General features: G+C 46.9%; 27 protein-coding genes. 11 read left to right on the forward strand and 16 right to left on the reverse strand.

Annotated elements, in window-relative coordinates; genetic code table 11:
• Positions 1 to 69: 69 nt before the first annotated feature.
• Positions 70 to 882, reverse strand: a complete 813-nt coding sequence (locus MUN34_RS08635; RefSeq protein WP_247857554.1) for a LysR family transcriptional regulator — start codon at positions 880 to 882, stop codon at positions 70 to 72.
• Positions 883 to 988: 106 nt separating this feature from the next.
• Between MUN34_RS08635 and MUN34_RS08640 the strand changes: the two genes are divergently transcribed.
• Entirely contained in the window at positions 989 to 2227 is a 1239-nt protein-coding gene (locus MUN34_RS08640) for a purine/pyrimidine permease (RefSeq protein WP_247857555.1), read from the forward strand.
• Positions 2228 to 2333: 106 nt separating this feature from the next.
• Here the strand turns inward: MUN34_RS08640 and MUN34_RS08645 are convergent, their stop codons facing one another.
• The 4 genes from MUN34_RS08645 to MUN34_RS08660 all read right to left on the reverse strand — a co-directional run bounded on the left by MUN34_RS08645 (position 2334) and on the right by MUN34_RS08660 (position 6609).
• Positions 2334 to 2987, reverse strand: a complete 654-nt coding sequence (locus MUN34_RS08645) for a hypothetical protein (RefSeq protein ID WP_247857556.1) — start codon at positions 2985 to 2987, stop codon at positions 2334 to 2336.
• A gap of 241 nt (positions 2988 to 3228) precedes the next feature.
• Positions 3229 to 4314, reverse strand: a complete 1086-nt coding sequence (locus MUN34_RS08650; protein WP_247857557.1) for an MBL fold metallo-hydrolase — start codon at positions 4312 to 4314, stop codon at positions 3229 to 3231.
• Positions 4315 to 4434: 120 nt separating this feature from the next.
• Entirely contained in the window at positions 4435 to 4899 is a 465-nt protein-coding gene (locus MUN34_RS08655) for a general stress protein (RefSeq protein ID WP_247857558.1), read from the reverse strand.
• A gap of 123 nt (positions 4900 to 5022) precedes the next feature.
• Entirely contained in the window at positions 5023 to 6609 is a 1587-nt protein-coding gene (locus MUN34_RS08660; RefSeq protein ID WP_026828717.1) for a peptide chain release factor 3, read from the reverse strand.
• A gap of 412 nt (positions 6610 to 7021) precedes the next feature.
• Between MUN34_RS08660 and MUN34_RS08665 the strand changes: the two genes are divergently transcribed.
• A complete protein-coding gene (locus MUN34_RS08665; protein ID WP_247857559.1) occupies positions 7022 to 8269 on the forward strand; it encodes an MDR family MFS transporter in 1248 nt (415 codons plus the stop codon).
• 379 nt (positions 8270 to 8648) lie between these two features.
• Positions 8649 to 8942, forward strand: coding sequence for a hypothetical protein (locus MUN34_RS08670; RefSeq protein WP_247857560.1), 294 nt, complete (start codon positions 8649 to 8651; stop codon positions 8940 to 8942).
• Positions 8943 to 9077: 135 nt separating this feature from the next.
• Here the strand turns inward: MUN34_RS08670 and MUN34_RS08675 are convergent, their stop codons facing one another.
• Positions 9078 to 9878, reverse strand: coding sequence for a hypothetical protein (locus MUN34_RS08675; RefSeq protein ID WP_026828720.1), 801 nt, complete (start codon positions 9876 to 9878; stop codon positions 9078 to 9080).
• Between the two features lie 141 nt (positions 9879 to 10019).
• Between MUN34_RS08675 and MUN34_RS08680 the strand changes: the two genes are divergently transcribed.
• The 3 genes from MUN34_RS08680 to MUN34_RS08690 all read left to right on the forward strand — a co-directional run bounded on the left by MUN34_RS08680 (position 10020) and on the right by MUN34_RS08690 (position 12889).
• On the forward strand, positions 10020 to 10460 hold the full coding sequence (locus MUN34_RS08680) for an RrF2 family transcriptional regulator (protein ID WP_247857561.1): 441 nt from the start codon (positions 10020 to 10022) through the stop codon (positions 10458 to 10460).
• Between the two features lie 90 nt (positions 10461 to 10550).
• A complete protein-coding gene (locus tag MUN34_RS08685) occupies positions 10551 to 11564 on the forward strand; it encodes a hypothetical protein (RefSeq protein WP_247857562.1) in 1014 nt (337 codons plus the stop codon).
• 23 nt (positions 11565 to 11587) lie between these two features.
• Positions 11588 to 12889, forward strand: a complete 1302-nt coding sequence (locus MUN34_RS08690) for a VOC family protein (protein ID WP_247857563.1) — start codon at positions 11588 to 11590, stop codon at positions 12887 to 12889.
• A 38-nt stretch (positions 12890 to 12927) separates the two neighbouring features.
• On the opposite strand, the gene MUN34_RS08695 is transcribed toward MUN34_RS08690, so the two are convergent.
• Complete coding sequence (locus tag MUN34_RS08695; RefSeq protein ID WP_026828724.1) at positions 12928 to 13251, reverse strand: hypothetical protein; 324 nt, start codon at positions 13249 to 13251, stop codon at positions 12928 to 12930.
• A gap of 92 nt (positions 13252 to 13343) precedes the next feature.
• Here MUN34_RS08695 and MUN34_RS08700 point away from each other — a divergent pair, with 92 nt between their 5' ends.
• Positions 13344 to 13769 (forward strand): DUF2621 family protein, encoded by a 426-nt coding sequence (locus tag MUN34_RS08700; protein WP_026828725.1) that lies wholly within the window; start codon positions 13344 to 13346, stop codon positions 13767 to 13769.
• Positions 13770 to 13801: 32 nt separating this feature from the next.
• Here MUN34_RS08700 and MUN34_RS08705 read toward each other — a convergent pair whose 3' ends face one another.
• Complete coding sequence (locus MUN34_RS08705; RefSeq protein WP_026828726.1) at positions 13802 to 14284, reverse strand: CcdC family protein; 483 nt, start codon at positions 14282 to 14284, stop codon at positions 13802 to 13804.
• A 15-nt stretch (positions 14285 to 14299) separates the two neighbouring features.
• Positions 14300 to 14998 carry a cytochrome c biogenesis CcdA family protein gene (locus MUN34_RS08710; RefSeq protein ID WP_026828727.1) on the reverse strand — a complete coding sequence of 233 codons (699 nt, stop codon included), beginning with the start codon at positions 14996 to 14998 and terminating at the stop codon, positions 14300 to 14302.
• A 213-nt stretch (positions 14999 to 15211) separates the two neighbouring features.
• Between MUN34_RS08710 and MUN34_RS08715 the strand changes: the two genes are divergently transcribed.
• Both MUN34_RS08715 and MUN34_RS08720 read left to right on the forward strand, forming a co-directional pair.
• Entirely contained in the window at positions 15212 to 15406 is a 195-nt protein-coding gene (locus MUN34_RS08715) for an aspartyl-phosphate phosphatase Spo0E family protein (protein WP_026828728.1), read from the forward strand.
• Between the two features lie 424 nt (positions 15407 to 15830).
• Positions 15831 to 16736 carry an SH3 domain-containing protein gene (locus MUN34_RS08720; RefSeq protein WP_247857564.1) on the forward strand — a complete coding sequence of 302 codons (906 nt, stop codon included), beginning with the start codon at positions 15831 to 15833 and terminating at the stop codon, positions 16734 to 16736.
• Positions 16737 to 16790: 54 nt separating this feature from the next.
• On the opposite strand, the gene MUN34_RS08725 is transcribed toward MUN34_RS08720, so the two are convergent.
• From MUN34_RS08725 to yneA, 7 genes are all read right to left on the reverse strand, one after another.
• Positions 16791 to 18557, reverse strand: a complete 1767-nt coding sequence (locus tag MUN34_RS08725; RefSeq protein WP_247857565.1) for an ABC transporter ATP-binding protein — start codon at positions 18555 to 18557, stop codon at positions 16791 to 16793.
• Complete coding sequence (locus MUN34_RS08730) at positions 18547 to 20304, reverse strand: ABC transporter transmembrane domain-containing protein (RefSeq protein WP_247857566.1); 1758 nt, start codon at positions 20302 to 20304, stop codon at positions 18547 to 18549. Before MUN34_RS08730 ends, MUN34_RS08725 begins: the two co-directional genes overlap by 11 nt.
• A gap of 118 nt (positions 20305 to 20422) precedes the next feature.
• Complete coding sequence (locus tag MUN34_RS08735; protein WP_012370001.1) at positions 20423 to 20653, reverse strand: YneF family protein; 231 nt, start codon at positions 20651 to 20653, stop codon at positions 20423 to 20425.
• A 108-nt stretch (positions 20654 to 20761) separates the two neighbouring features.
• The gene (gene tkt / locus MUN34_RS08740) at positions 20762 to 22750 is read right to left on the reverse strand and encodes a transketolase (protein ID WP_247857567.1); all 1989 of its coding nucleotides are present in this window, start codon (positions 22748 to 22750) and stop codon (positions 20762 to 20764) included.
• A 195-nt stretch (positions 22751 to 22945) separates the two neighbouring features.
• Positions 22946 to 23182 carry a DUF896 domain-containing protein gene (locus MUN34_RS08745; RefSeq protein ID WP_247857568.1) on the reverse strand — a complete coding sequence of 79 codons (237 nt, stop codon included), beginning with the start codon at positions 23180 to 23182 and terminating at the stop codon, positions 22946 to 22948.
• A gap of 113 nt (positions 23183 to 23295) precedes the next feature.
• The gene (locus MUN34_RS08750; RefSeq protein ID WP_026828734.1) at positions 23296 to 23949 is read right to left on the reverse strand and encodes a YneB family resolvase-like protein; all 654 of its coding nucleotides are present in this window, start codon (positions 23947 to 23949) and stop codon (positions 23296 to 23298) included.
• A gap of 45 nt (positions 23950 to 23994) precedes the next feature.
• Complete coding sequence (gene yneA / locus MUN34_RS08755) at positions 23995 to 24282, reverse strand: cell division suppressor protein YneA (RefSeq protein ID WP_014970072.1); 288 nt, start codon at positions 24280 to 24282, stop codon at positions 23995 to 23997.
• A 208-nt stretch (positions 24283 to 24490) separates the two neighbouring features.
• On the opposite strand from yneA, the gene lexA reads away from it, so the two are divergent.
• Positions 24491 to 25105, forward strand: coding sequence for a transcriptional repressor LexA (lexA, locus tag MUN34_RS08760; protein ID WP_026828735.1), 615 nt, complete (start codon positions 24491 to 24493; stop codon positions 25103 to 25105).
• A 30-nt stretch (positions 25106 to 25135) separates the two neighbouring features.
• Positions 25136 to 25606, forward strand: a complete 471-nt coding sequence (locus MUN34_RS08765) for a metal-binding protein (RefSeq protein ID WP_026828736.1) — start codon at positions 25136 to 25138, stop codon at positions 25604 to 25606.
• Positions 25607 to 25623: the final 17 nt, after the last annotated feature.

The following is a 25623-nucleotide window of genomic DNA, read 5'->3' on the forward strand; positions in this document are numbered from 1 at the left end:
TCATCCTCCCCTTATCTTCCTGTACCTTGTTCAAGTATCCTATAAAATCCCTTTTTTAACAATTCGTTCTTACTCGTGGACAATCGAGACCCATTGTTGGGTCAGCGCCGATTGACCGTCTTCCGTCAACCAGACAAGAGCCGTCGTACTCGTCGCGTCTGGTAACCGTTCCCGCACCAGTCCCGTCATATCGAGCTCGCGGAGCGTACTTTCCGGTAACAGTGTCACCGCTTGTCCACTGCGGACAAGTCCAATCAAGGTCAGGACATCGGAACAGGTTTCCTGTGAGACAACGCCGAACTGTTGGCTGAGCGTCTGAAAGACACCAAGCCCTTCCTGACTCGGAATGATGACGTCGGCGTCCGGAAAATTCGGATGATGGACGCGGTAAAACGGTTCTTCCTCCATCCATTCGATTGTCACGCCCTGGGCCTCAATCGGCAGTCGGACGAGCGCTACGTCAATCGCATGATCCTTCAGACGGTCAATTAATACACCCGACTCTCCCTGATGAATTTGCAGTGTTATCCGGGGATGCCGGCGTTTCATCTCTTGGATCCAGCCGGTCAGTCGCCCGGCGGACAACGTATTGACACCGATCCGTAAAATCCCAGCTCGTCCTTCCTTAATGTCACTGACTTCAATCCGGGTTTCCGCTTCGTAACGCAACAATGAGACGGCCCGTTCATACAGCCGCTCTCCGCTTGCCGTGATCCGGATGCCGCGCCCTGCCCGTTCGATCAACCGCACCCCAAGCAACTCTTCCATTTTCCGAATCTGTTGCGTCAAAGCGGGTTGTGCCATTCGTAACCGCTCTGCCGCCCGCGTGACCGACTGTTCTTCGACGACCGCGCAAAAATACCGATATTGGCGTAAATCCATATTCATCATCTCTTTCATATGTTTTAAGTCATAAATATGTATGAATCATAACATCAATCATATGATACGATGCTGAAATCAGCGATTTTTAAAGGAGACGATTTTTGTGAAACGTACGACGTCCACGGTCCAGTGGATTATATTCTTATTAGCCAATACGATTGCCTTGCCAATCGTCGTCGCGAGCCTGTTTGATCTCTCGAGTGTCGAGACGGCCGCACTTGTCCAACGCTCCTTCTTTGTCGGAGGGATTGCCTGTTTCCTCCATGGATTGTTCGGTCACCGTTTACCGATCGTGTCCGGTCCTGCCGGCTCATGGGTCAGCATCTTTGTCGTCATCGCCGCGTTGCCGGTCGATTCAAAGACGGCCTTCACGATTGCGATGGCCGCTGTCGTCATTGCGGGCGTCGTCTTGATTTTCCTCGGATTGACAGGATGGACCCGCTTTTTATTACCGGTCTTCACGCCGCTCGTCAGCGGAACGTTTTTGCTTTTATTATGTATTCAACTGACCGGCGTCATGCTTGGTGCCGTTCTCGCCGTCGAAGCAACACGTCTTGCCGGCATTCTGACATTCCTGCTTGTCCTCGGACTCAGTCAATTTGGTCCGACCCGCCTCCGTCCGTTCGCCTTGATGATCGGCATTGTCGTCGGCTGGTTGGTCAGCCGTCCGTCGTTACCGGAAGCGTCCGGTATCTTCGCCGTTCCGACCGCCTTACCATTCGGGATGCCGCAATTTGACGGCAGTGCCTTCCTGGTTGCAATTCCGTTTGCGATTCTTTTGATCGTCAACTTGATTGCCGCGTTAAGCGCCGTCGAAGCGACGATTCAGAAAAAAGGGGCTTTGAATCAGGGGCTGACGGTCGAAGGCATCATTCACTTGATCGCGGCGACGTTCTCGACGCTCGTTCCGGTCCCGTTGCCGATCACAAGTGGTTTCATCGCCCAGACGGGAAGTAAGGAACGTCGTCCATTTTTGATTGCTTCACTTGTCATCGCCTTGGTTGGGTTTTTCCCGAGTATCATCGGGATTATCGCGACGTTGCCGCGCAGTGTCGCTAGTGCGGCTTTGCTCGCAACGTTACCACACATGTTCCTGATTGCCTGGCAGTCTGCTGAAAGCAGCATGACGACCAGTCGCCGGAAGCATGCCTTTGCGATTTGTGCCGTCATCGGAATCAGCATTCTGTTGCAATCGACGGTTTTGGCGGAAATCCTGCCGCTGACGTTACGTCCGTTCTTCAGTAACGGCTTACTGATCGGCACGATGCTTGTCCTTGGGTTTGAAGTCATCGAACGTTTCCGTTCTCGACGTGAAGCTAAATCAGAACAACTTGCTAGCTAATCTTTCCGAAAACACAACATCCCCTACCTCTCGCAATAAGCGAAAGAACGGGGATGTTTTTTGTTTGTGAGTTTCACTTAAACACAATGGTTTTAAAGATTTTATTTTATTTGATCCGAAGCATATGCGCAGCACTATGCTCAATTGCATCTCCATTATCAGTTATCAGATAAACTCCTTTAGCATGAAAGGTTGTTTCTTTTATATATTCGATGATTTTTTCCTGGAGCAAGTACTCGTGATTTTCTGGAAAGTGTTTTAATGTAAATATTGTCGTAGAAAAAATCAATGTCACATTGTCATAATTTTTTTGAGATTTTTTGATGATATTCTTTTTTGTCTTTTCAAGAAAGATATTTCTTTTCTCCTCTAGAGATTCTAGACTGCTTAACCGTGATTGCCATCTTCCAACTTCATTTAATTTCTGTGAGATTTTTGTATCTTCTTGCCCGTTTATGTAAGAACTTACTTCAAATTTCTCAACTACTCCGTCAAATCTTTTCATTAAAAAATCGTATCCTTGGTTTCCTAAAACAACTTTTAATTGTGCGTCTTTTGGAAAGAATGTCGACATCGAAAAAATATAGGCTGGCGTAAACTCTTCACAAAACTCTTTAAAGCGTCCTTTTTTTAATCTTAACAGTCTTAAAACTGCAGAATCTTTTTTAGCATGAGCAATTATGAACTTATAATATGTCGACATTTCCTCAGCATTTCTATATTGAGACAAGTCATCCAACAAACTCAATTGTTCTTTCAAAATTAATCTCCCCTTTCAAAAAGATGAGTACATCTAACAAAAAAACGAGAACGATTAAAAATCATTCTCGTCTTACAAACTTTTCGTTAAATTCGTCTTTTCCCCGTAACTCCTACAGAAAAAAGTGCGTGCTTTTCGCGCTGTCAGAGACAAACGAGACCCGGCTACTCGTTCGGCATGACAGAAGCCGCGGCTCGTGTCTAGCCTGAGGAAAGCACGGGAAAGGAAGACGAGGTGCACTTTATCGAACTTCACGCCACCATTTACGGGTCTGACTCGCAACCGTAACGCTTTCACCGATCATCGGCGTCACGACAGGCACGCCGTGTTTCGCTGCTTCCTTCAACACCCGTTCGACCGGTTCGAACCACGGGTGGAATGCCAGCGTAAACGCCGACCAGTGAACGGGAATCATCACGTCCCCCTTGACATCAAGATGCGCCGCGAGCGTCTGCTCCGGTAACATATGCGAACTCGACCAGCGGGTGTCGTATTGTCCGCATTCCATGATCGTTAAGTCAAACGGACCGTATTGTTCCCCGATTGCCTTGAAATGGGGACCGTAACCACTGTCACCGCTGAAGAAGACTTTTTTCGAGCCTTCAATCACCCAGGACGCCCAAAGCGTCGAAAATTGATCAAGCCCGTTACGACCCGAGTAGTGCCGGGCCGGTGTCGCCGTCAGGCGGAGACCGTTCGTCTCAATCGATTCATGCCAATCGAGTTCGGTAATCCGGTCCGGATCGACACCCCAGCCCTTCAGTCGGCTTGCGACACCAAGCGGAACAATGAATTGTCCGACCCGGTCTTTTAACGCCAGGACCGAATGATAATCCAAGTGGTCATAATGGTCATGTGAATAGATGACGAGATCGATCGGCGGTAAGGCATCAAGATCGACCTGTGCCGTCGTCTGGAACCGTCCGCCCCCGAGTTTTGGAAACGGTGACGGAGCACGTCCGAGCATCGGATCAAAGAAGATTGTCTGTTGATCGAGTTCAAGCAGGAATGCCGAGTGACCGAACCAGGTCACGCGTGGTTCCGTTCCGTCCGTCCGTCGTTCAAATGGAGCGACCGGCAACGGTTTGACCGGTTTTAACGACGGCAGCTCCCGTCCGTAATCTTTTAAGATACTTTTCATTGTGTCCCATTCCATTTTTAATTGGAACGGCAGTTCATTTTGAAACTTTCCGTTCGAAAACTGAGCCGAACGGGCATAACGCTGTTGATCCGACTTCGATGGTCGGCGGCCGAATAACGGATAACGGGTCATGAAGACCGCTCCGAGAACGCTGAGACCGGCAAGTATTGCGGCTGTTTTTTTCATTTTTCTTCACCTCTTTAATACGTTCAGTATAGCATCGGTGATTTTTAAAGCGGTAATGAACAAACTTCACTTCTCAAAAAAGACGCAAAACTGAAAAGCTCAGCTTTGCGTCGGGTTCTATTAATCTAAATCGTCCGCTTTCCATTTCGAACGGTCGCTTTTATCATGATCGGATTCATGCTCCGACTCGTAATCGTTGACGCCAAGGTTTTCAACTTTGCCGTCATGCCGGTGTCCTTCGTCATGCAGATGGTCGCGTGAGTCATCGTGATCATGCGAATGGTCATGGTCGTCATGAAGGTCTTTTGCGAACAGCGCGATTCCGCCCCGCTCGACTTCCTGGTAATGGCGCTCCGCTTCATCATCGGAATGCCCGACACGTTTTAACGTTTCCCGAAGCGGTGGCTCATGGCTGAACTTCGATTTGACTTGATCGATCCAGGAAGCACCCGATGTCTCATCTGCTGCATCGTCCCGTCCCACTACCGAGAAATCAGAATCCTTATGTCCCCGCTCTTTCAATGCTTGCATTTTTTGATGTAAACTCGATTCATCATGAAAAATGCCGATAAATTTTTTCGCCATCGTCAACACCATTCCTCTCACAGAGATATGAATTCACAGACTTCAATTTTTACCCTTCTTTTTGCATCTCAAAACGAAAAAAAAACGTATCTTCCGGTGAATTGGAAGATACGTTTCAGCAACTTAGTCGTTGAGCAATTGTGGTGAATCGACGAGTGCGATGACACCCTCGTTTTTCTGAACGAATCGTTCGTAGACGAAATCATTCGCAAACAGCAGAACCGGGTTTTCCCAACGGTCGTAGACGAGGACAGTCCGTGAATCCGTCAATTTCTTGACTTCACTGATTTCCGTCACCTTGACCCACTTCGCGACCTGGAAGTTCGCCGCATCTTTTAAGATGTCAACGCCGTATTCGCCTTTGAGACGGTGTTCGAAAACTTCAAACTGAAGTTGTCCGATTGCTCCGAGAATGACCTCGTTGTATTCCGTTTTATAGACTTGAATCGCTCCTTCTTGTGCGAGCTGTTCAATCCCTTTTTGGAACTGTTTTGATTTCAAGGCGTTTTTTGTAAAGACTTTCAGGAACAGTTCCGGTGCAAATGTCGGCAATGCTTCGTACTGTAGGCTCGGATCACCATTCGTGATCGTATCACCGATTTGGTAGTTACCGGAATCATACAATCCGATGACGTCGCCGGCAAACGCTTCGTTGACCGTTTCCCGCTCATCCGCCATAAATTGTGTCGATTGCGACAGCTTCATTTTTTTACCGGTCCGCGTCAGGACAACTTCCATACCACGGTCGAACTTGCCGGTACAAATCCGGACGAAGGCAATCCGGTCGCGGTGGTTCGGGTTCATGTTCGCTTGAATCTTAAAGACGAAACCGCTGAAGAAATCTTGCGCCGGCTCGATTTGTCCTTTGTTCGACTCACGTGGCGTCGGGGACGGGGACAAGTTGAGGTAATGCTCAAGCAACGGTGTGATTCCGAAGTCGACTAAGGCAGAACCGAAGAAGACCGGTGTCAATTCACCTTTTGCAATCAGTTCTTCATTGTATTCGTTTCCGGCTCCGTCGAGTAAATCGACTTCATCCACTAATGTATCGTACATTTCGTTGTTGATCGTCGACGCCAACTGGTCGTTTGCGAGTCCTTCTTCACCGAGATCAATCGTCAGACGGTCGTTTTTGAAGCAGTGGAACTTCTCGTTGACACGGTCGTAGACACCTTCAAACTGTTGTCCCGATCCGGCAGGCCATGTGACGGCAACCGATGGAATGCCGAGGACTTCCTCAAGCTCTTCCATCAATTCGAGTGGATCACGCGCTTGGCGGTCCATCTTGTTAATGAACGTAAAGATTGGAATCCCGCGCATCCGACAGACTTGGAATAGTTTTTTCGTTTGTGACTCAATCCCTTTTGCCGCATCGATGACCATGATCGCCGAGTCGACGGCTGTCAGGATCCGGTACGTATCTTCCCCGAAATCGGAGTGACCCGGTGTATCCATGATCGAGACGATTTTTTTGTCATATTCAAATTGCATGACGGATGACGTAACGGAGATTCCCCGTTGTTTTTCAATCTCCATCCAATCGGATTTCGCAAATTTTGAGTTTTTCCGTGCTTTGACCGATCCCGCTTCACGAATCGCGCCACCGTGGAGTAAGAATTTTTCAGTTAATGTCGTTTTCCCGGCATCCGGGTGGGAAATAATTCCGAAGATCCGGCGTTTCTCGACTTCGGTTTGGAGTAATTTTGTCATGTAGGGTAATTCCTTTCACCTATATATTAAAAATCTTCTTAAAAAGTGGTTAACTCGCTCATTTTCGCAACTAGTCTATCATACCGAATTTTCGCAGTCTCGTCCATTTCACATTGTTGACTTAATTTTCAGATTTCGTATTGACAACCCAGCCTGATGTTCTATACGATGACGAGGAAGTTACTATTACAAGAAGGAGGAGACGTACAATGTCACAATCATTTAATCAGCAACCATCGATTCACGTATTGGCTACAACTGTACGTCACCCAATCGTTTAATTTTTAATTAAGCAGGGTGTACGTATGCGTATACGTACATGCTGCCCTCTTATATCAGGACGGGTATGCCTATATTTGTGCGTATCCGTCTTTTTTATGATTTAAAAACGGAAATATAAGGGGTTTTGTTTATGTTTACTGCACTAAAACAGCTTGACCGTAACATCTGGATCCGGTTCGTCGGGGAAACGATTACCGGAGTCATGATGTTCATGATTGCACCATTTCTTGTTCTGTACTATTCCGAACAGCTTGATTCGTACTTTTTAGTCGGTCTCATCATGGCGACCGGTCCCATCACGTCCCTGTTCGGTTCGTTCCTCGGCGGCTATCTCGCCGACCTGTACGGACGTAAACCGCTGATGGTCATCTCGATTGTCGGCGATGTCATCGCGTTGATCGGCTTCTCGTTCGCCGATTCGTTTTGGCCGTTATTGTTAATGAATGCCTTACTCGGTCTGACGAATTCCTTGTTCCACCCTGCCGCAAGCGCCATGGTCGCTGATGTCACGCCGCCGGAGCGGCTTAACGAATCATTCGGACTGCTGCGAATGGGACATAACGTCGGGGCAGCGTTTGGTCCGTTGATCGGAAGTGCCGTCCTGTTCGTCGACCGGTCGCTGATCTTTTACGCTGCTGCCGCCGTCTTTTTCCTGTACGCCCTTGTTTTGTTACTGTTCATCCAAGAAACAAAGCCGGATCAGATCGAACACACGCAGGACGAGCCAAAACTGTCAGCCTTCACTGTCCTGCGTAAAGATCATGTTTTCGTGATTTTTATTGCCGCCGGTGTCTTCATCTCGATGGGCTTCGCTCTCGTCGAAAGCATGCTGCCGGTTTTCCTGAAGGAAGCGTTACCGAGACTGCCGAACGATAAAAATCCGTTCCCGTATCTGATGGGACTAAACGGTATCATGGTCGTTCTATTCCAGTTCCCGGTCGCAGCGCGCCTGTCCGGTAAAGCCTTCGGAAAGGTCATGTTGCTTGGCGCCAGCATCTTCGGACTCGGGATGATATTACTTGCGTTCATTCCGTCCTATCTGTTTTCGCTTGGAACCGGCTATATCGTGCTCGTGACGATTTTATTAGCAATTTACGCCCTCTATACACTCGGTGAGATGATTATGTCGCCGGTCCAGATGACGTTCATCGCTTTGATCGCCCCGGAACACTTGCGCGGAACGTATAACGGTGCCGCCAGTATCCAGTGGTTGATCGGAGGTGTGACGGCACCGCTCCTCGGATCCCTGTTCCTTGACTCCGGAAACGGACAATATGCACTTGCCGGTGTCGGACTCGCCTGTTGTCTGTCCGGACTTGTTTATCTCGCGCTCGACCGCTCGATCCAACGCGCGAAACGGTTGTCTCAATCCGCATAACGGATATAGGATTAAAGTAGATTTTTTTACTCATTTAATATAGAAACCCCAAACCAGACATTCGTCAAAAGTATCCGGTTTGGGGTTTTCGTATGTATATGATTTAATAAGGAGTTTCGTCCTATATGATATTCGAGGAGGAGAAAGGGTATTGATAATTAAATAGTAGTATTTATTTTACAAGTTTTCCGTGGAGATATTTCCTCTCCACAGTAGGAATTGAACTCCCCTACCTGTGTTATGTTTAAAGGGAGAAGGTTTCTCACAGAATTTGAGGACAGGAAGCCCACTGCTTCAGTGTCAGTGATGGGAGTGTCAGGATCGGGATAACGTAGGAATCGCGATGCTTCAGTTCCGGGTTAAGGGAGAGACGATGCATATGATTACCCATGAAAGAGCGCTATCCGTTCGCCAGTGCATCTTCGATTACTATCAACGAGTCGGGATTCACTGTCAGGTGACGATTTTTACGGAGCAACCGCTCCAGCTGTTATTAGACTTCGATTCCAATCGGGACGAGTTGATTACACCACAACGACGAAGCCATTCTTGTCGCCATATCCGGGCTCATCTTGTCTCTGCCTTGATCACGTTTGGTGACTCCTATACGCATGTTTATATGACAAAAGCCCCGTTCACTTCCCTGACACGTTATTGCCTCCTGATTGTTTGACAAAATATGTGGTCTGTTCATAGCTGAGAAAAAATTGATTATACATTCAAAGCATTCCGGAACCCGAAACAGCTCATGTAGGAAATGGCTTCTGCTTCGAATGTTCCAAAAGACAGACTCGATTTTCGAACCCCATCAAGATGGCAACACACCATCCGCGACGAATGGACCAAATATGACGGGCAGAGGTTCTAACGTTCGTTGTACTTCTGCAATGAATCGACTGGACCCACTCACGAAAACGATGGGATCGTTTACTGAAATCAATCCTAAGAAACTCTCGATTTCTTCGTCCCATCCCTCATTCTGAATGCTATGAAAAATTAAGCCCTGTTTCGTGAGTAAATTAAGATCTGACAACATTTTCTTGGAAGACGGTTTTGTTGGCCGAACATGTAAAATCGTCGTTGTCCGTCCACTCATCAACGCATACTGCGCCTCATCGATGATGGCACCCAGATGATGCCCTTCCGCGACGAGCAAGACACCAAGTCGAGACCAGTCACCCTGTTGCTTATATTTGCAAAAATGGCGACACGTCTCGACTAACTGATGGTGCACAATCTGCCAGGCTTCAAGCACCGGGTCCGTCGGTGACAACCCAAGCTCCACTCTGACCGCATCGACAATCTCGGTACTAATGATGTCTGGATATGTCAGGATAAATGATTTTGTTTGATTGATTTCATTTAATAAGACCATTTTAAACAGTTCACTGGATTCATGTTGATGCGTGACATGCTTTAAAAGTTGAGCCAGTCGGAGAATCCGGAGCTCAAAGCTTTGGGATGGAAGCTCGAGATTTCCTATTTCCTGTAGTTCTGCGCTATACTTATATTGCAACTGTTTATAAAAACGGCTGGCAATCCGTAAGCCGTTTTGATCCACTTGCGGTCCGATCGATTGTAACAGGTGTAATGCCTGATCAAAATGCATGACATGACCTACCTTTCCTCGTATATTATGACCGACCTTTTCTTTAAATTCAATCTCTAAAATGCATCTTTAGATACGCACATTTAAACTTGTACTTCCTATTAAACTTCTCTAACATGTGTAGTTAAGTAGGTGATGAAAATGCGCATGACACGTTATACGGATTATGCAATCAGATCCCTGTTATTTGCCGGGGCACACTCTGATCGATTGGTCCGAATCCAGGAAGTAGCGGACTGTTACGACATTTCAAAAAATCATCTGATGAAAGTCGTCTATCGTTTAGGACAAAATGGATTAATTCATTCTGTTCGTGGTCGAGGTGGCGGATTCCGTTTGGCAAGCCCGCCGGATGAAATTTATATCGGTGACGTAGTGCAATTGTTTGAACCAACAACCCATTTTCTAGATCCACTCGAAGGGATGTCTGAACTTCCTTCTTTAGACCCTGCACGCGAAGCTTTTGATGACGCGATTGCTGCGTTTCATCAAGTCTTGAACAGTTACACGATAAATGATCTACTTCATCCAACGAGTTCCACACATCGACAAATCCTTGAAATGATTCCGAGCCGCGACTAATCGTGGGCGGAATCATTTTTTTTCGCTCGACATCCGTGACGCCTTCTGAATCCGTGCGTGGTATACTTATATAAGAAAGGAGGGGTACAGATGAACCCTCACGAAGAACTCAACAGTTTATATCTCCGCTTAAAAGAGGCAGATCCGTCACTCGAACGTGGTGAATCACTTTGGACCATCTTTGAAGATACGACCGATGCGACACTCCGTCCCCTTGCCTTGTGGACATTTTCTCAAAACCAATTTGATTTGGGTCACTTCCGCTCTTTTTTAGTTTCCTTTTCCCTTTTGATGGATTGGGTCCGAAAAGATGAATTGACTTTAACGCCTAAACAGGAACTTGATCTGTACTGGAATTATAAATCCTATTTAATTTATGCAGCCGAACAGGAAGATATGCCCGTCGCCTTGTTAGAAGAAGATTTTGACCGGTTCGTTGATTTTTGTGACGCCCACGGTTTTGCCCGGACAAGGGACTACATCGGCTTTATGATTTACAGCAAACTCGGTGACGAAGAACAGGCTGATCACTATCTCTCGGAATGGGTCGACGCCCCGCCGGATGAATTAAGTGACTGCCCGTCTTGCGAAGGCTTCAGCCGGATGATTTATGCCATCGAACGCGGTTACGAAGACCGGGCCCTGTTGCTGTACGCCGCAATCCGCCATGAACGCGGTTGTTCGCGTATGCCCGATCAAGCCCACCCGTTCATCCTTCCGTTATTCATCAGCCGGAAAAAAGACCGGTTTGATTGGACGGAACAATTGATTCAAGAGGTTAAACGGGTCAAACCTCTCTTCACGGGCGGCGATGAACCATATCATCTGTATGCCGCGATGTATTACGACGACAAGTACGTCTGGTCGATGGAAGAGAAAAAACAGTTGATTCCGTTATTGACGGACCGTGGTTACCTGCAATTCTTACTGGCCCACTATGCAGCGTCTTACCGGGCTGCCCGTCATGCCGAAGTGGCCTATCTCGGAGTCCTGCGCTCAAACATTTACGAAGTCGCCCAAGAACTGGATCGACGGATTGACGGACACTTTTATTTGAATTTCGTCGAACGGGAACTCAAACGGGTGACGGAATTCATCGTTTAATTTTCTTGAGAGGACGTGTCAGAATGTTAGATCACGTACAGTTAGCTGCCCCAAGAAACTCCGAAGAACAAGCTCGGGCTTTTTATGCCGGGCTTTTACATATGAAGGAAGTGGAAAAACCGGCTGGTGTCAAAGCGAGTGGCGGTGTCTGGTTTGAATCGAATGCTGCCGCCCTCCACCTCGGTATCGAAGAGTCGTTTTACCCTGCAACAAAAGCGCATCCGGGTCTGACCTTTTCCCAACTGGACGACTTGGCGAACCGGTTACAAGATGCCGGATATCCCGTTCAGTTTGATGACCGGCTGGCACCACGACGACGCTTCTTCACAGCGGATCCTTTCGGCAATCGGATTGAATGTATTGAACAGCAAATACCTGTCATCGTCCCGAAACGTCTTGCGAACGGTTCGCACATTCGTTTGCTTGCACCGGCCTCGAGTCTTGCGACGGTTGATTCAAAAATCCTGGATCAGGCGATTACGGTTTTGGAATCGTTCGGCTTACGCGTCTCGATCAGTCAGCATGCCCGGGCAGTAAACCCGTTTGGTTCGAGCGATCCCGCATGCCGCCTGGACGATCTCCATACCGCTTTCGCAGATCCATCGATTGATGCGATTTTATGTGTCCGCGGTGGATTTAGTTCCAACGAGTTGCTTGACGGACTGGACTACGATTTAATCCGGAATAATCCAAAGATTCTTTGCGGTTTTTCTGACATCACGGCACTCAGTCAGGCACTCCTGACAAAAAGTGGGCTCGTCACCTATTCCGGACCGATGTTGCGCGCACTCGCCTCTCGTGATGCCTATACGTTACAGTCGTTCGAGAAGGTTTTATTCGAAAGCGGGACGACTCAGATTCTGCCGAGTGTCAATTGGCATGATCAGCATGAAGGAAAAGACGTGACGCTTCCAAATCCGGGACCCGTCATCCTGTCTTCCGGCGTTGCGACAGGACGCCTGCTCGGGGGAAATCTCTGTACGTTGAACCTTCTGCAGGGCACATCGTACTTTCCGGACTTACGTGACAGTGTCCTGTTTCTGGAAGATGATTACGAAGTCCATCCGGCGACATTCGCGCGTGACTTTGCCTCGTTAATGGCACAGCCTGGAGCGGAACAAATTCGCGGGATCGTCTTTGGTCGTTTTCAGCTCGCAACACAGATGACGGATGAACATCTTCGTTATCTGGTCGGCTTGTACCCTGCTCTTTCCTCGATTCCGGTCATCTCCGGAGTAGACTTCGGTCATACGATGCCGCTGTTCACCTTCCCGATTGGCGGGACGGTCTCGATTGAGGACGGCACGATTTCTATCGAACATTAAAAAGGGAGGAGTCGCGGCGATCCGCGTCTCCTCCTTCTTTAATAGTCGAGCAATCTCGAAGCATCAATTTGACGCTCCGACCCATCCGCAAACATCTCGAGTGTCGCAAGGATTTTGTGATCCGTCAAGTCGTATCGTAACAACGTAAAGTCCTCCAGCGTCGAAATCGTCTTAAACGTTTTTCCGACCGTGAACGCACGCTTCCGGCTCGTATGCTGAACAGGAATCGTCACAAATACGACAGTGATGTCCGTTCCGTTCGTATCGTAATAAAACTCGACGACACGACCGTCCGCCGTCTCCGGCAAGAGACCTTTTTGAGGTCGTCCGGACTCATCCAATTGTACATAAGGTTGTAACATCGTTCCGCCTCACTTTCTCCGTCATTTATCATAGCATGACAAAAAAAATTATGCTAATGTATAAGTGATGTTGAAAGGGGGATGAGTCACGGATGGCATGGTTCATGAATGGAATTTTGCTCTGGGGCTTTATCATGATCACATTGATGGCGATTGGCGGTTTCTTCATGTTCCGGAAGTTCCTAAAGAAACTTCCGAAAGAAGACGGCAAATCGATGATGGACTGGGAAGATGAATACATCGATCAGACCCGCCATTTATGGACGGATGAGACACTTGATTTATTAAATGCACTAGTTATGCCTGTTCCGGCTGCTTTTCGGGATGTGGCACGTCGGAAGATCGCGGGACGGATCGGACAGTTCGCACTGGAAGAACGGGCATCTGTGATGACGTCCGAGCTTGTCGTCAAAGGCTATATTTCCGCGACACCGAAACGGGATCATAAATTTTTGAAAAAAGCCTTACGTGAACACGCCATCGACTGGCGCGATTACGAACTTTATTTCCAAAACTAAAAGGAAGGACTCTCATATGAGAATCCTTCCTTTTAGTTTTGCGGTAAATGTTCGACCGGAACGATTCCCGACTTGACCTGCTTGTACTTCAGATACATCGCAATCCGCCAAGGCACAATCATTCCAAACGCCACGAGATAAAAAATCCCACCCGTCTCAAAGATATCGATTTGACCGCCAATGACAAACTTCGCGACTGTCCGGACAATCAGAATCCCGAACAGGACGATGAAAAAGGCTTTTGAACGTTGCAAATAAATTTGCCCTTCTGCCTCGTAAAAATTGGACGTCTTGATCAAAAAAATACTGAAGATTGCACCGACCAATAATGCTTCTGCCACTTCCGTCCATGTCAGACGGGATGCCGGATATAAAAACTGCAGCATCCCGGTCGACATGGCGAATGGCGGGATTAAGATTTTTTTAGCGTTCGTCGGTTTAGCCGAAGCTTTGACACGAATGAAGCTGATCAGCAACCCCATGACGAGCGCAACCCCTGTTGATACCCAAATCATCCCATCACTTCCTTGTTAAAATCCGGTGAATCCTACGATATCACTCATCCATGCAGCAAATGCACTGAGTCCGTCAAAATACAGAACGATTCCGAACAACATCATCAATGCTCCACCGAATTTCGTCATCTTTAAACTGTACTGAACGAATAATCTCGAACGACCGACGAAAAAGGCCATTAATAAAAACGGAATTGAGAACCCAAGCACATAAAACAGCATATACAACATACCTTGACTTGGATTCGTCGCTGCAAGTCCGATGACGCCTGCCAAAATCGGGCCCGTACAGGGTGTCCATCCGGCAGCAAAACCAATTCCGACAAGGATGGTACCGATGTACCCGCCCTTTCGTTCACCTAAATTGAGTTTTTTCTCACGCATCAAGAATGTCGGTTGCCATAATCCAAGCAACACTACACCAAATACGAAAATAACAAGCGCACCGACCATCCGTAATGTGTCACGGTAGGTAATGAAGACGTCTGCTAGTAAGGAAGTTGATAAGCCAAGAACAGCAAAAACCATCGCAAATCCAACTAAAAACGCTACTGTATGCAACAGCGACCGTTTTTCCCTGACCCCTTTTTCTTTCAAGTCCGTTACAGAAACACCGGTAATATAGGAGAGGAACACCGGATATAACGGAAGCGTACAAGGTGAGACAAAAGACAATAACCCTGCACCAAACGCTAACCAAAGCGAGAGCTCCATTTCAGCAGCTCCTTTCTAATAAGAAGAAGTTCCTTCTCTATTTTGCCAAACTAATTGATATTTAGCACCTATTATCTTCCGAAAAATTAAAAAGATTCGTGACAACTGAAATTACAAAAAAATTACATTTCCTCAAAACAGATGAAATGTCGTTGCGCTGGCAGAAACCACTTGCTAGAATATGGATATGACATCAATGTAAGGGAGGATTCTATGACAAGCCAACATCTATTGACTTTAGCGATCGAAGCAAAACGAAGTGAATTGTATCATCAGGCAGATCGGTCTAGTTTCACCTCCCCGCATGTTTTGAAGCTGAGTCATGAACTGGATTTATTACTCCTTGAATACACTCGCTTCGTCCAAAAATATACCTATCCGTCTTCAAATGAATCTGTTTTAGGATAATTGGATGAAATCGACAGACCATATATACGAATGAGAAAAAGCCGTCGACGGATCAATCCGTTGACGGCTTTTTCGTGTTTCTTCTATATAATGCGTTCAATTCATCTTTTTTAATCGAGCTTTACATTCGATTCATTGAAAAAATACTTTACTTCCGTCCAGTTACTCTCTTTTCAGTCTTTCTTTGAGCCTTAAGTTCGGGGAATAGTTAGAATATTTCTTCTATACCATGCCTAAAGTCCTACTTTTTCTTTATTTTACCAAGCATTATGACCTAGACGTGACAAAACATGCATTTTTGCAATCTGTTTGTCATACTAGCCCGCTTTGTAACTTGAATGACTCTGACCTGTAAACGCACAACCCTGAATTGCCGTGTAAAGTAGGAACAGTAAACACAGCATATGTCAGGAGGACATCAATAATGAAAAAAGCAGTTTTCGCTGCAGGTCTTGCAGCAACGGCTCTATCAGTAGGATTCGCCCAAGAGACAGAGGCTGCCTCAGAGACGGTAACAGTAAATACAGCGGTATTAAATGTACGCACAGCACCTACAACGGCATCAGCGGATGTGGGTAACGTATATAAAGGTCAAAAATTAAATGTCGAAGGACGTTCTGGTGCATGGATTCAAACAAACATCAATGGCCAAAAACGTTATGTACACGGTGCTTACACTTCAGCCGGTTCTTCGTTCGACTTTAAAAAAGCTACAGTCACTACGGCAGTATTAAACGTTCGTTCGCAACCTACTACAAACTCTAAAGACGTTGGCAACTTGTATAAAGGCCAGTCCGTTAACGTAGAAAGCAAAGTCGGTGCTTGGATCAAAACAACAATCGACGGAAAAACTCGTTACGTACACAGCGCTTATACAACTTTAGCAGGTTCAACAGCAAAAGCTCCAGCTGTTAAAGCTCCAGCAGCTCAACCAGCAGCACCTGTTGCTAAAGCAGCTCCAAAAGCAGCAGCTCAACCAGCTGCAGCAACAAAACAAACAACAGCAGCAAAATCAGGTACGAAAGTAACAATGAACGTTACAGCGTACACAACTGACCCATCAAACAATGGTAGCCGCCTTTACAACGGTCGTGCATTGACTGCCAGCGGTTATGATGTGACAAATACGATCACGTACAATGGTATGCGTATCGTTGCAGCATCAGCTCAATACCCAATTGGTACACGCATGCACATCTCAGGTATCGGTGAAGCCATCGTACTTGACCGTGGCGGCGCTATCCAAGGTAACAAGCTTGATCTTCTCGTTGGTTCACAACAAGAAGCACTCAACTGGGGACGTCAAAACGTCACTGTTACTGTCTACTAATTTCAAACACAAACAACCTGCCGGGCGAGATCGCCTGGCAGGCTTTTTTGTGTCTTACGAGACCGATGTAACGTGACCGGATTGCAGTTCATACATCTTTTTATACAATCCGTTCTTTTCAATCAATGTCTGATGATTCCCTTGTTCGACGACTTCCCCTTGATGGAGGACTAAAATCAAATCCGCATCCTGGATCGTCGACAACCGGTGGGCAATCGCAATCGTCGTTCGTCCCTGCCGCATCCGTTTTAAGGCGACCTGCACTTTTTCTTCCGTTTCCGTATCGATCGAACTTGTCGCTTCGTCAAGGATCAAGACTTTCGGATCCCGCGCCATTGTCCGGGCAAACGAGACCAACTGACGTTCTCCGGCAGAGAACGTCGCTCCCCGCTCAGCGACCGGACTGTCATATTGTTCATCCAACTGATTGATGAAAGCATCTGCTTGGACAAAACGGGCTGCTTCCTCGACTTTTTTGAATGGAATCGAGGGATCAAATAACCGGATGTTATCCGCGACACTGCCTGTAAACAGAAACGAATCCTGTAACACGAGACCGACATGACGCCGCAGTTCCTCTTCCGGCAATTGTTCGAGCGGTTGCCCGTCAATCAAGATCCGGCCCGATTGATACGAATAAAACCGCATCAAAATATTGATGATCGAACTCTTTCCGCTACCGGTCTGACCGACTAAGGCAACTGTCTGTCCTTTTTTCACTTCGAACGAAATCCCTTTTAAGATTTCCTTCTCACCGTCGTAACTGAACCGGACATTATCAAAGACGATGTGTCCTTCTGTAATATCAGCGTCACCCGCAATTGTCTTCGCAGGTTCCGGCTCATCCGTATCGAGTACTTTAAAGACGCGGTCTGCCGAGACGACGGCTTGTTGGAATTCAGATAAGCGTTGCATGATTTGCTGGACCGGTTGGAAAATCCGCTCCATATAACTGATAAAGGCATAGACAACCCCGACTTGCACCGTTTGCGAAAATGACAGGACACCAAAGTACGTGATCAAGGACGCAATCGTCAGCGCCAACATCAACTCGATGATTGGCCGAAGCAACCAGCTGTCGAGTTTCAGGTTCTTGTAACGACCGTTCTGATGGGCGATGTTTGTCTCTTCGAATTCCGCCATCAACCGTTTTTCCTGCCGAAACTGTTGAATGATCGCCATTCCATTGATCGATTCATTCAGCTGTCCGTTAATCTTCGACAACAAATCCCGAACTTCGGCATAATATTTCGTTGAATAACGGCGATAAATCCAGATGATGAAATAAAACAGCGGTAACAGGACTAACGCAATCGTCGCGAGGCGTGGTTCCAGCAAGTAAAGGAAAAGATACGTTCCAATCAGTTGCACCCCACTTTGGACGAACGTCGACAAGACACCGATGTATAGTTCTTTAATGGCTTCCGTATCGTTTGTGATCCGCGAAACAAGTACGCCAGCCGGTGTCCGGTCAAAGTAACCGAGCCGTAAGTGCATGACGTGACGAAATACATCGATGCGAAGCCGTTGAATGACTTTTAAGGCAATCTTTTGAAATTCAAACGCCTGTAGATAATCAACGACGATACCGGTCGTATGCAAAAGTAAGTACACACCGAACAATAACGCAACTTCCTGCGCCGGATAGTTGCCGACCGCGACATAATCATCGATAAAGATTTTGACGAGATAAGGACCTCCGAGCTTTGCTCCGGTCGTCACGAGCAGCAGTAAAAAGGCGACTAAAACTTGTTTTTTAAACGGTTTGACGAATCCAAGCAATCGTCGCAAGACCGCTTTTTCATTAATATCATGATTCAAGCATTCCACCTCCCTGTTCGACGAGTGATTCGAGTTGCTGACGGTCGTAGGTTTCTTTATACCAACCGTCACGCGCCAGTAATTCCTCGTGTGTTCCCCGTTCAATGATCCGTCCCGCATCGAGGACGATGATCTCATCGGTATGCGAAACCGCCGACAGACGGTGGGCGACAATAATTTGTGACTGTTCGTTATCCGCCGTCCGGAAGTGTTCGATGATCGCTTCCTCCGTCTTGGCGTCAACAGCCGACAAGGCATCATCAAGTACAAGAATCGGACAATCCGCGAGTAACGCCCGGGCAATCGAAATCCTTTGTTTCTGACCGCCGGATAACGTGACGCCCCGTTCCCCGACCATTGTTGCATAACCTTCTGTAAAACCGAGAATATCCTCATGAACTGCAGCGACCCGTGCGGCTTCCATGATTTCCTCCATCGACGCATCTGGTTTTGCAAATGCGATATTGTCGGCAATCGAAGCAGAGAACAGGAAGTGATCCTGTGGAACGATCGCGACTTGCTTCCGGACCGTTTCCCGTGTCAATTGTTTGACGTCTTGCCCACCAATCGCAATCGAGCCGTATTTGACATCGTATTCGCGTGATAACAGACGAACGAACGTCGATTTTCCGGAACCGGTCCGACCTACGATTCCAAGCGTCCGACCGGGTGTCAATGTTACGCGGATGTTCTCAAGCACTGGTTGTGTATCATATACAAACCGATCGACCGCGACTTGTAAATCCGAGGACGAAACCGTCGTCGCCGCTTCTTTCGCATCCTTGATTTCCGGTTCAATCGCAAGCATCCGTTCAATCCGGTCGTACGATGCCCGTCCCCGTTCGACGATATTAAACAACCAGCCGAACGCAAGCATCGGCCACGTCAATAATCCTAAATATGTAGTGAAGGATACGATATCCCCGATTCGAATTTCCCCTTGTTGTAATAAATATGCCCCATATCCGACCGCGATAATGTAAGACAAGCCGACCAAACCGAAAATCGTCGGATCAAATAAGGCATCGATTTTCGCAACGCGGCGGTTTTTTTGAACGACGTCGTCTGATAACGAAGTAAACGTTCCGACATCCGACTCGACTTCTCCTGTTGCTTTCAAGACACGAACTCCGCTGACGCTTTCGGCGACTTTGTCGTTCAAATCTGAAAAGGCTTCCTGTGCATCGTGGAATCTGGAGTGCAGCATCTTCCCATACCGTGACGTCAAATAAACCATCAGTGGCATCGGCAATAAGGAAACGAGCGTCAGTTTCCAACTGATGGTCGTAATCATCGTGATGATAACGAAACTGCCCATCGTCACGGAATCGACGAGTGTCAAAATACCGGCTCCTGCCGTCATCGAAACGGCTTGGACATCATTCGTCGCATGCGCCATCAAATCCCCGCTACGGTACTTCTTGTAAAAGGATTGATCCAAGTCTGAAAAATGACCATACAATTGACTTCGCAGCAACCGTCCGAGCCGGATCGACGCTCCAAAGATATAAAACCGCCAAAAATAACGAATCACATAGGTCGATACCCCAATCAAGACCAGTGTGCCGACCAATTTCCATAAATCATTTTTCGTCAAGCTGCCTTCGCTCAGTCCGTTGACCGTCGAACCGATTACTTTCGGCGGAATCAGTTCCAGTCCGGCAACAAAAATCAACGCTATGATCCCTAAACTGTACGCTTTCCATTCGAGTCGAAAAAACCAACTCAGTTTCCTGAAGACTCCCATACAAGTCCCCCCTTTTTAAATCGATTGAGTATTTCTAATAGTCTCACATTTTAGATTAGCCATCTTCCTAAAAAATAGCAAACAAAAGGAGACCAATCTGGTCTCCTTTTACAAGTCGTTATTTTTTCGGTGATTTCATTGAACCACTCATTGAACGCATCACTTGGTTGACTTTCTTTTGTGATGGCTTTTGACCCATTTGCATCATCAATGTCTTAATCATATCTTCGTTGATTGGCGGGTTTTGCTCCAAATAGTTCATCATGTATCGGCGAGCGATATAGAAACCAAGGGCGACACCAGCTACCAAGCAAAGAAGGGCAATTAAAATCCAAATCCATGTAGCCAAGTTGCTTCCTCCTCTAACTTCAAACGTCGCTTTTTACTATACTATAATTTAAAGCCTTTGCATAGATAATGCAAAAAAAAGGTGCGCGCGTTTGCGCACCTTTCTTCATTAACCGAGTTGCTTGACTGTGTTCAAGACATTTTCAACAGACATGCCGTACTCTTTTAAGAGAAGATCTCCCGGAGCAGAAGCACCGAAGCGATCGATTCCGATGACTTGACCTTCTGTTCCTACATATTTATACCAACCAAGTGAAGCACCGGCTTCAATCGCAAGACGCTTCGTGATGCGTTTTGGCAAGACTGATTCTTTGTATTCTGCTGATTGCGCTTCGAATAATTCCCATGACGGAAGTGAGACGACTGCTGCCGTTTCGCCAAGTTCTTTCTGTGCTTCGACGAGCAAGTGCACTTCAGAACCTGTTCCCATTAAAATAGTATCCGCTGTTTCGATGTTACCCGCGATGACGTATCCGCCTTTTTCAGCGCCTTCGACCGTCGTACCTTCGAGTTCAGGTAATCCTTGACGTGTCATGACGAGAAGTGTCGGTTTGTTTTTCGATTGAACCGCTGTTTTCCATGCGGCAATCGTTTCTTTTCCATCTGCCGGACGGTAAACTGTCAAGTTCGGCATCGCACGGAAACTCATCAAGTGTTCAACCGGCTCGTGCGTTGGACCATCTTCACCAACAGCAATCGAGTCATGTGTCAAGACGAAGATCGACTGGATCCCCATCAATGCTGCTAAACGAACCGCCGGACGGAGGTAATCCGAGAAGACGAAGAATGTCGCGCCGTAAGGAATGACACCACCGTGTAATGCCATACCGTTGACAGCAGCTGCCATCGCGAACTCACGAACACCAAACCAGATGTTACGGCCGCTTGGATCGATGTCGAAGTCAGCTTCGCCTTTGAGCATCGTGTTGTTTGATCCTGCTAAGTCAGCTGATCCACCGAAGATCGACGGGATGTTTTTCGCAAGAGCGTTTAAGACTTCACCACTTGTCTGACGTGTTGCTTTTTTCGATGTCAGATCGTAAGTCGGAAGGTCTGCTTCCCAGTTGCTTGGCAATTCGTTATTGATTGCTTGAACAAGTTCAGCATGCAATTCTGGATGTGCTGCTTTGTATTGTTCCATTTTCTCAGTCCATGCTGCTTCCGTGTCAGCGCCACGTTTTTCGATGCGCTCTTCGAACAAGTCTTTAACTTCTTCCGGCACATAGAATTCTTCATGATCCCAAACGTAGCTTGCTTTCGTCAACTTGATTTCCGCATCTCCGAGTGGTGCACCGTGTGAAGCCGATTTCCCTGATTTGTTTGGTGAACCAAATCCGATGACTGTTTTCACTTCAATCAATGTCGGTTTTGTCGTTTCAGCTTTTGCTGCTTCGATTGCTTTTGAAATCGAATCAAGATCCGTTCCGTCTTCGACACGGATAACTTGCCAGTTGTACGCTTCAAAACGCTGTTGAACGTTTTCCGAGAACGATTTATCGAGATCGCCATCAAGCGAGATGTCGTTTGAATCATACAGAACCACGAGTTTACCAAGACCTAAATGTCCTGCTAGTGAAGCCGCTTCTGCTGAAACACCTTCCATTAAGTCGCCGTCTCCGCAAATGCCGTATGTGAAGTGATCGACGACGTTTAAGTCGTCACGGTTGTATTTCGCTTCGAGGTGACGTTCTGCCATCGCCATCCCGACAGCCATCGCGATGCCTTGTCCGAGTGGACCAGTCGTCGCATCGACACCTGCTGTGTGACGGTATTCCGGGTGACCCGGTGTTTTTGAGTTCCATTGACGGAATGACTTCAAGTCATCCATCGCGAGATCATAACCTGATAAATGGAGGAGTGAGTAGAGAAGCATTGAACCGTGTCCTGCTGAAAGTACAAAACGGTCACGGTTGAACCATTCTGGATTTTTAGGGTTGTGGTTCATATGATCCGCCCATAATGTAAATGCCATCGGTGCTGCACCCATCGGCATTCCCGGGTGACCCGAGTTCGCTTTTTGTACTGCATCAATTGATAAGGTACGAATCGTATTTACTGCTAATAATTCTACTGTTGTCATGTTCGTCAAAACAATCATCCTCTCTCTTTTTCACAAATTCCTTCTCATTTTAGCATACCCAGAAATGTGATACAACTTTTCTAAATAGTATGTCACATTAAAATGAATGCGCTCTCTATTGCCGTTTTCTTGGCACTTTCGTGATACACATTACGAACTTTTTCTCAAAAAAAGCTACCCCACTCATCCCATTGAGTGACATAGCTTTTCCGATTATTGTTTGTTCCGTTCTTCTTCTTGTGCCTGCTTTAGTTTTTCAGGTGTTACGTCCGTTCCTTCTTCATCGACGATCTTGATACCCATCATCTGATTTTTGAATGAACCGCGGAATGCTTCGAGATAGGCCGTCCGTAATTCTTTTTGTTCCGTCGTTTCCGCATCGGTCAGCGGCTCGACTTTTGATTTATTGGCTAATTCATTAATCCGGTCTAATTGTTCTTGTGATAACATAGTATCCCTCTTTCTGTTGACTCAAAGTTGAGCATTCAATAGTAACCTTACTGTAAAAGACACCAAAAAAAAAAGCAAGTTTGATGCGCAGCTAAGGCATCAAACCTGCTTCCCTATTCGTACGTACTGACAACTTCTTTATATTCCAGATAACGCCGGTTGACGGTCGCTTTCGAAATGTCATGTCCCATCCCTCTTAATGTCACCGCAATGTCCGCAAATGTCAGTCCTAACTCACGTAACCGCACGATTTCTTCAATCGGGACTTCCTTCCGGCTCCGACCAGCATTTTCACCTTGGCGGTTCAGGTTTTGTTCGGGACGAAAACCATTTTCGACAGCCCGTCGCATACCGCGGGCAATCTTTGCATTATGCAGTTTCCGTTGATACTCTTCGACGAGCGATACGATTTCAAGCACCATCGCTTCGGCATCTGCCAATTTATACTCGCCATCCGATTCCATCGTCATCAGTTGAACCTGATGTTTTTGGAATGTATGTAAAATGGCGATTTTGGCATTCCCGCGCCCGATCCGTGTATCATCCGTCACAAGAACGGCGTCCACGGCTTGACGTGTGACGTAATCGAGAACGGACAACATCCCTTCCCGGTCAACGTCGTAACCACTTTCTTTTTCCGTGATGATCTCCACGACTTCAAATCCTTTTGTTGCAGCGAGTCCCGACAGTTCTGACCTTTGCCGCTCAAGCGAGCTGTCCTGTGCTTCTTTTTCCGTCGAGACGCGACAGTAGATTACTACTTTCATCGTACTTCACACCCCTGTTCGTTCATTGACAACTTTTACAGTTTGTCATTGTTGCGCGATTGGTACAACGATTTTGTTTTTCGAAATGACATGTGTCGTCTTTAATTCATTATTCTCAATCAACCATTCGACATATTCTTGGTCCGTCATTGAACCGTCGTTGTAGACTTCGGCGACTTGTTCGACTGTCGCATTTTGATCGACCGTAACAGAAGCCGTCAAGAGTTGATCGACCTTTTCGTCCGGTCGAGGCGTTAAGAGAAAAAGAATGAAAGCAAGGCTGAGCGTATAAAAAACAATGGAAAAGGCATGGGTACGAATCGTATGCATCATGATAAATCCCTCCAATTAAAAATGATTTAGAATAGATGTTCTCGGAACAATTGTTCGCATAACTCATCTTAAACCAAGAACCAGTGTTCGGTCAACACAAAATGTCGAACAATTGTTTGTACGCTCATTTGTTCTATGTTATAGTGATTTTAGAAACATGTATTCCTATAACCTTCAAAAACCAATCCGGAAAGAGGTGGCAATTCATATGCGGAAAATGTCGAAACGACAACAAGAAATCCTTGACTACATCGTTGCTCAAGTGAAACTGAAAGGGTATCCGCCTTCAGTTCGTGAAATCGGTGAAGCTGTTGGTCTTGCTTCAAGCTCAACGGTACACGGTCATTTGGATCGTCTAGAAAAACGCGGACTGATTCGCCGTGACCCAACTAAGCCACGTGCGATTGAGATATTGCTTGATAAACCTGATGAAGATCACGAAGCCATCGTGCATATTCCCGTCATCGGGAAAGTAACGGCTGGTCTTCCAATCACGGCCATCGAAAACATTGAGGAACACTTCCCACTTCCTGCACATTACGTCGGGAACGAAAATGTCTTCATGTTGACGATTGATGGTGAGTCCATGATCAACGCAGGTATTCTAGACGGTGACCGGGTCATCGTTCGTCAGCAAAACACAGCAGAGAATGGTGAAATCGTCGTTGCTATGACCGAAGATAGCGAAGCGACAGTCAAACGGTTCTTCTTAGAAGATCAACAAGTACGTCTCCAACCAGAAAATGACTCGATGGACCCGATGTATTTCGATAACGTCTCGATTCTTGGCAAGGTCATCGGCGTATATCGGACGATCCACTAAGCGAGGGACCAGCTCAGCTGGTCTTTTTTTATGCCTTCTGGAAATGTACATGATACAGTCAATACCGTTGCTTTAACCGGCTACGTTGCGTATTCGGTCGCAACGCAGCAGACGGATTGGCTTCCAACTGCTGTCGGCATCGCTGTCGGCACCCTTTGGCTTTCACCCGACCTCGATTTGAAGTCTGAACCTTACTATCGCCACGGACCGCTACGTGTCCTTTGGATGCCGTATGTCAAAATCATGCCCCACCGTTCCATCTGGTCGCATGGCTTGATCATCGGTGACCTCATTCGCCTGCTGTACAGCGCGGCTTTCGTGATTCCACTTTTATTTTTAGCGCTGTACCTGAAAATCATCGAGTCGAGTACGGTCGATTCCTGGTTTGCAGCCATGCCTGCTTTTATCACCGGCATCATGGTTGCCAGTACGATCCATATCGTTCTTGATCATTCCAGCAGTTTCTTTCGAACTAAAAAAAAGCGAAAAAAACGCCGCTGAAAACCCTTCGTTCATCA

Origin of the sequence: Exiguobacterium sp. 17-1 (assembly GCF_023096305.1) — a bacterium.
GTDB classification, from domain to species: Bacteria; Bacillota; Bacilli; order Exiguobacteriales; family Exiguobacteriaceae; genus Exiguobacterium_A; species Exiguobacterium_A sibiricum_A.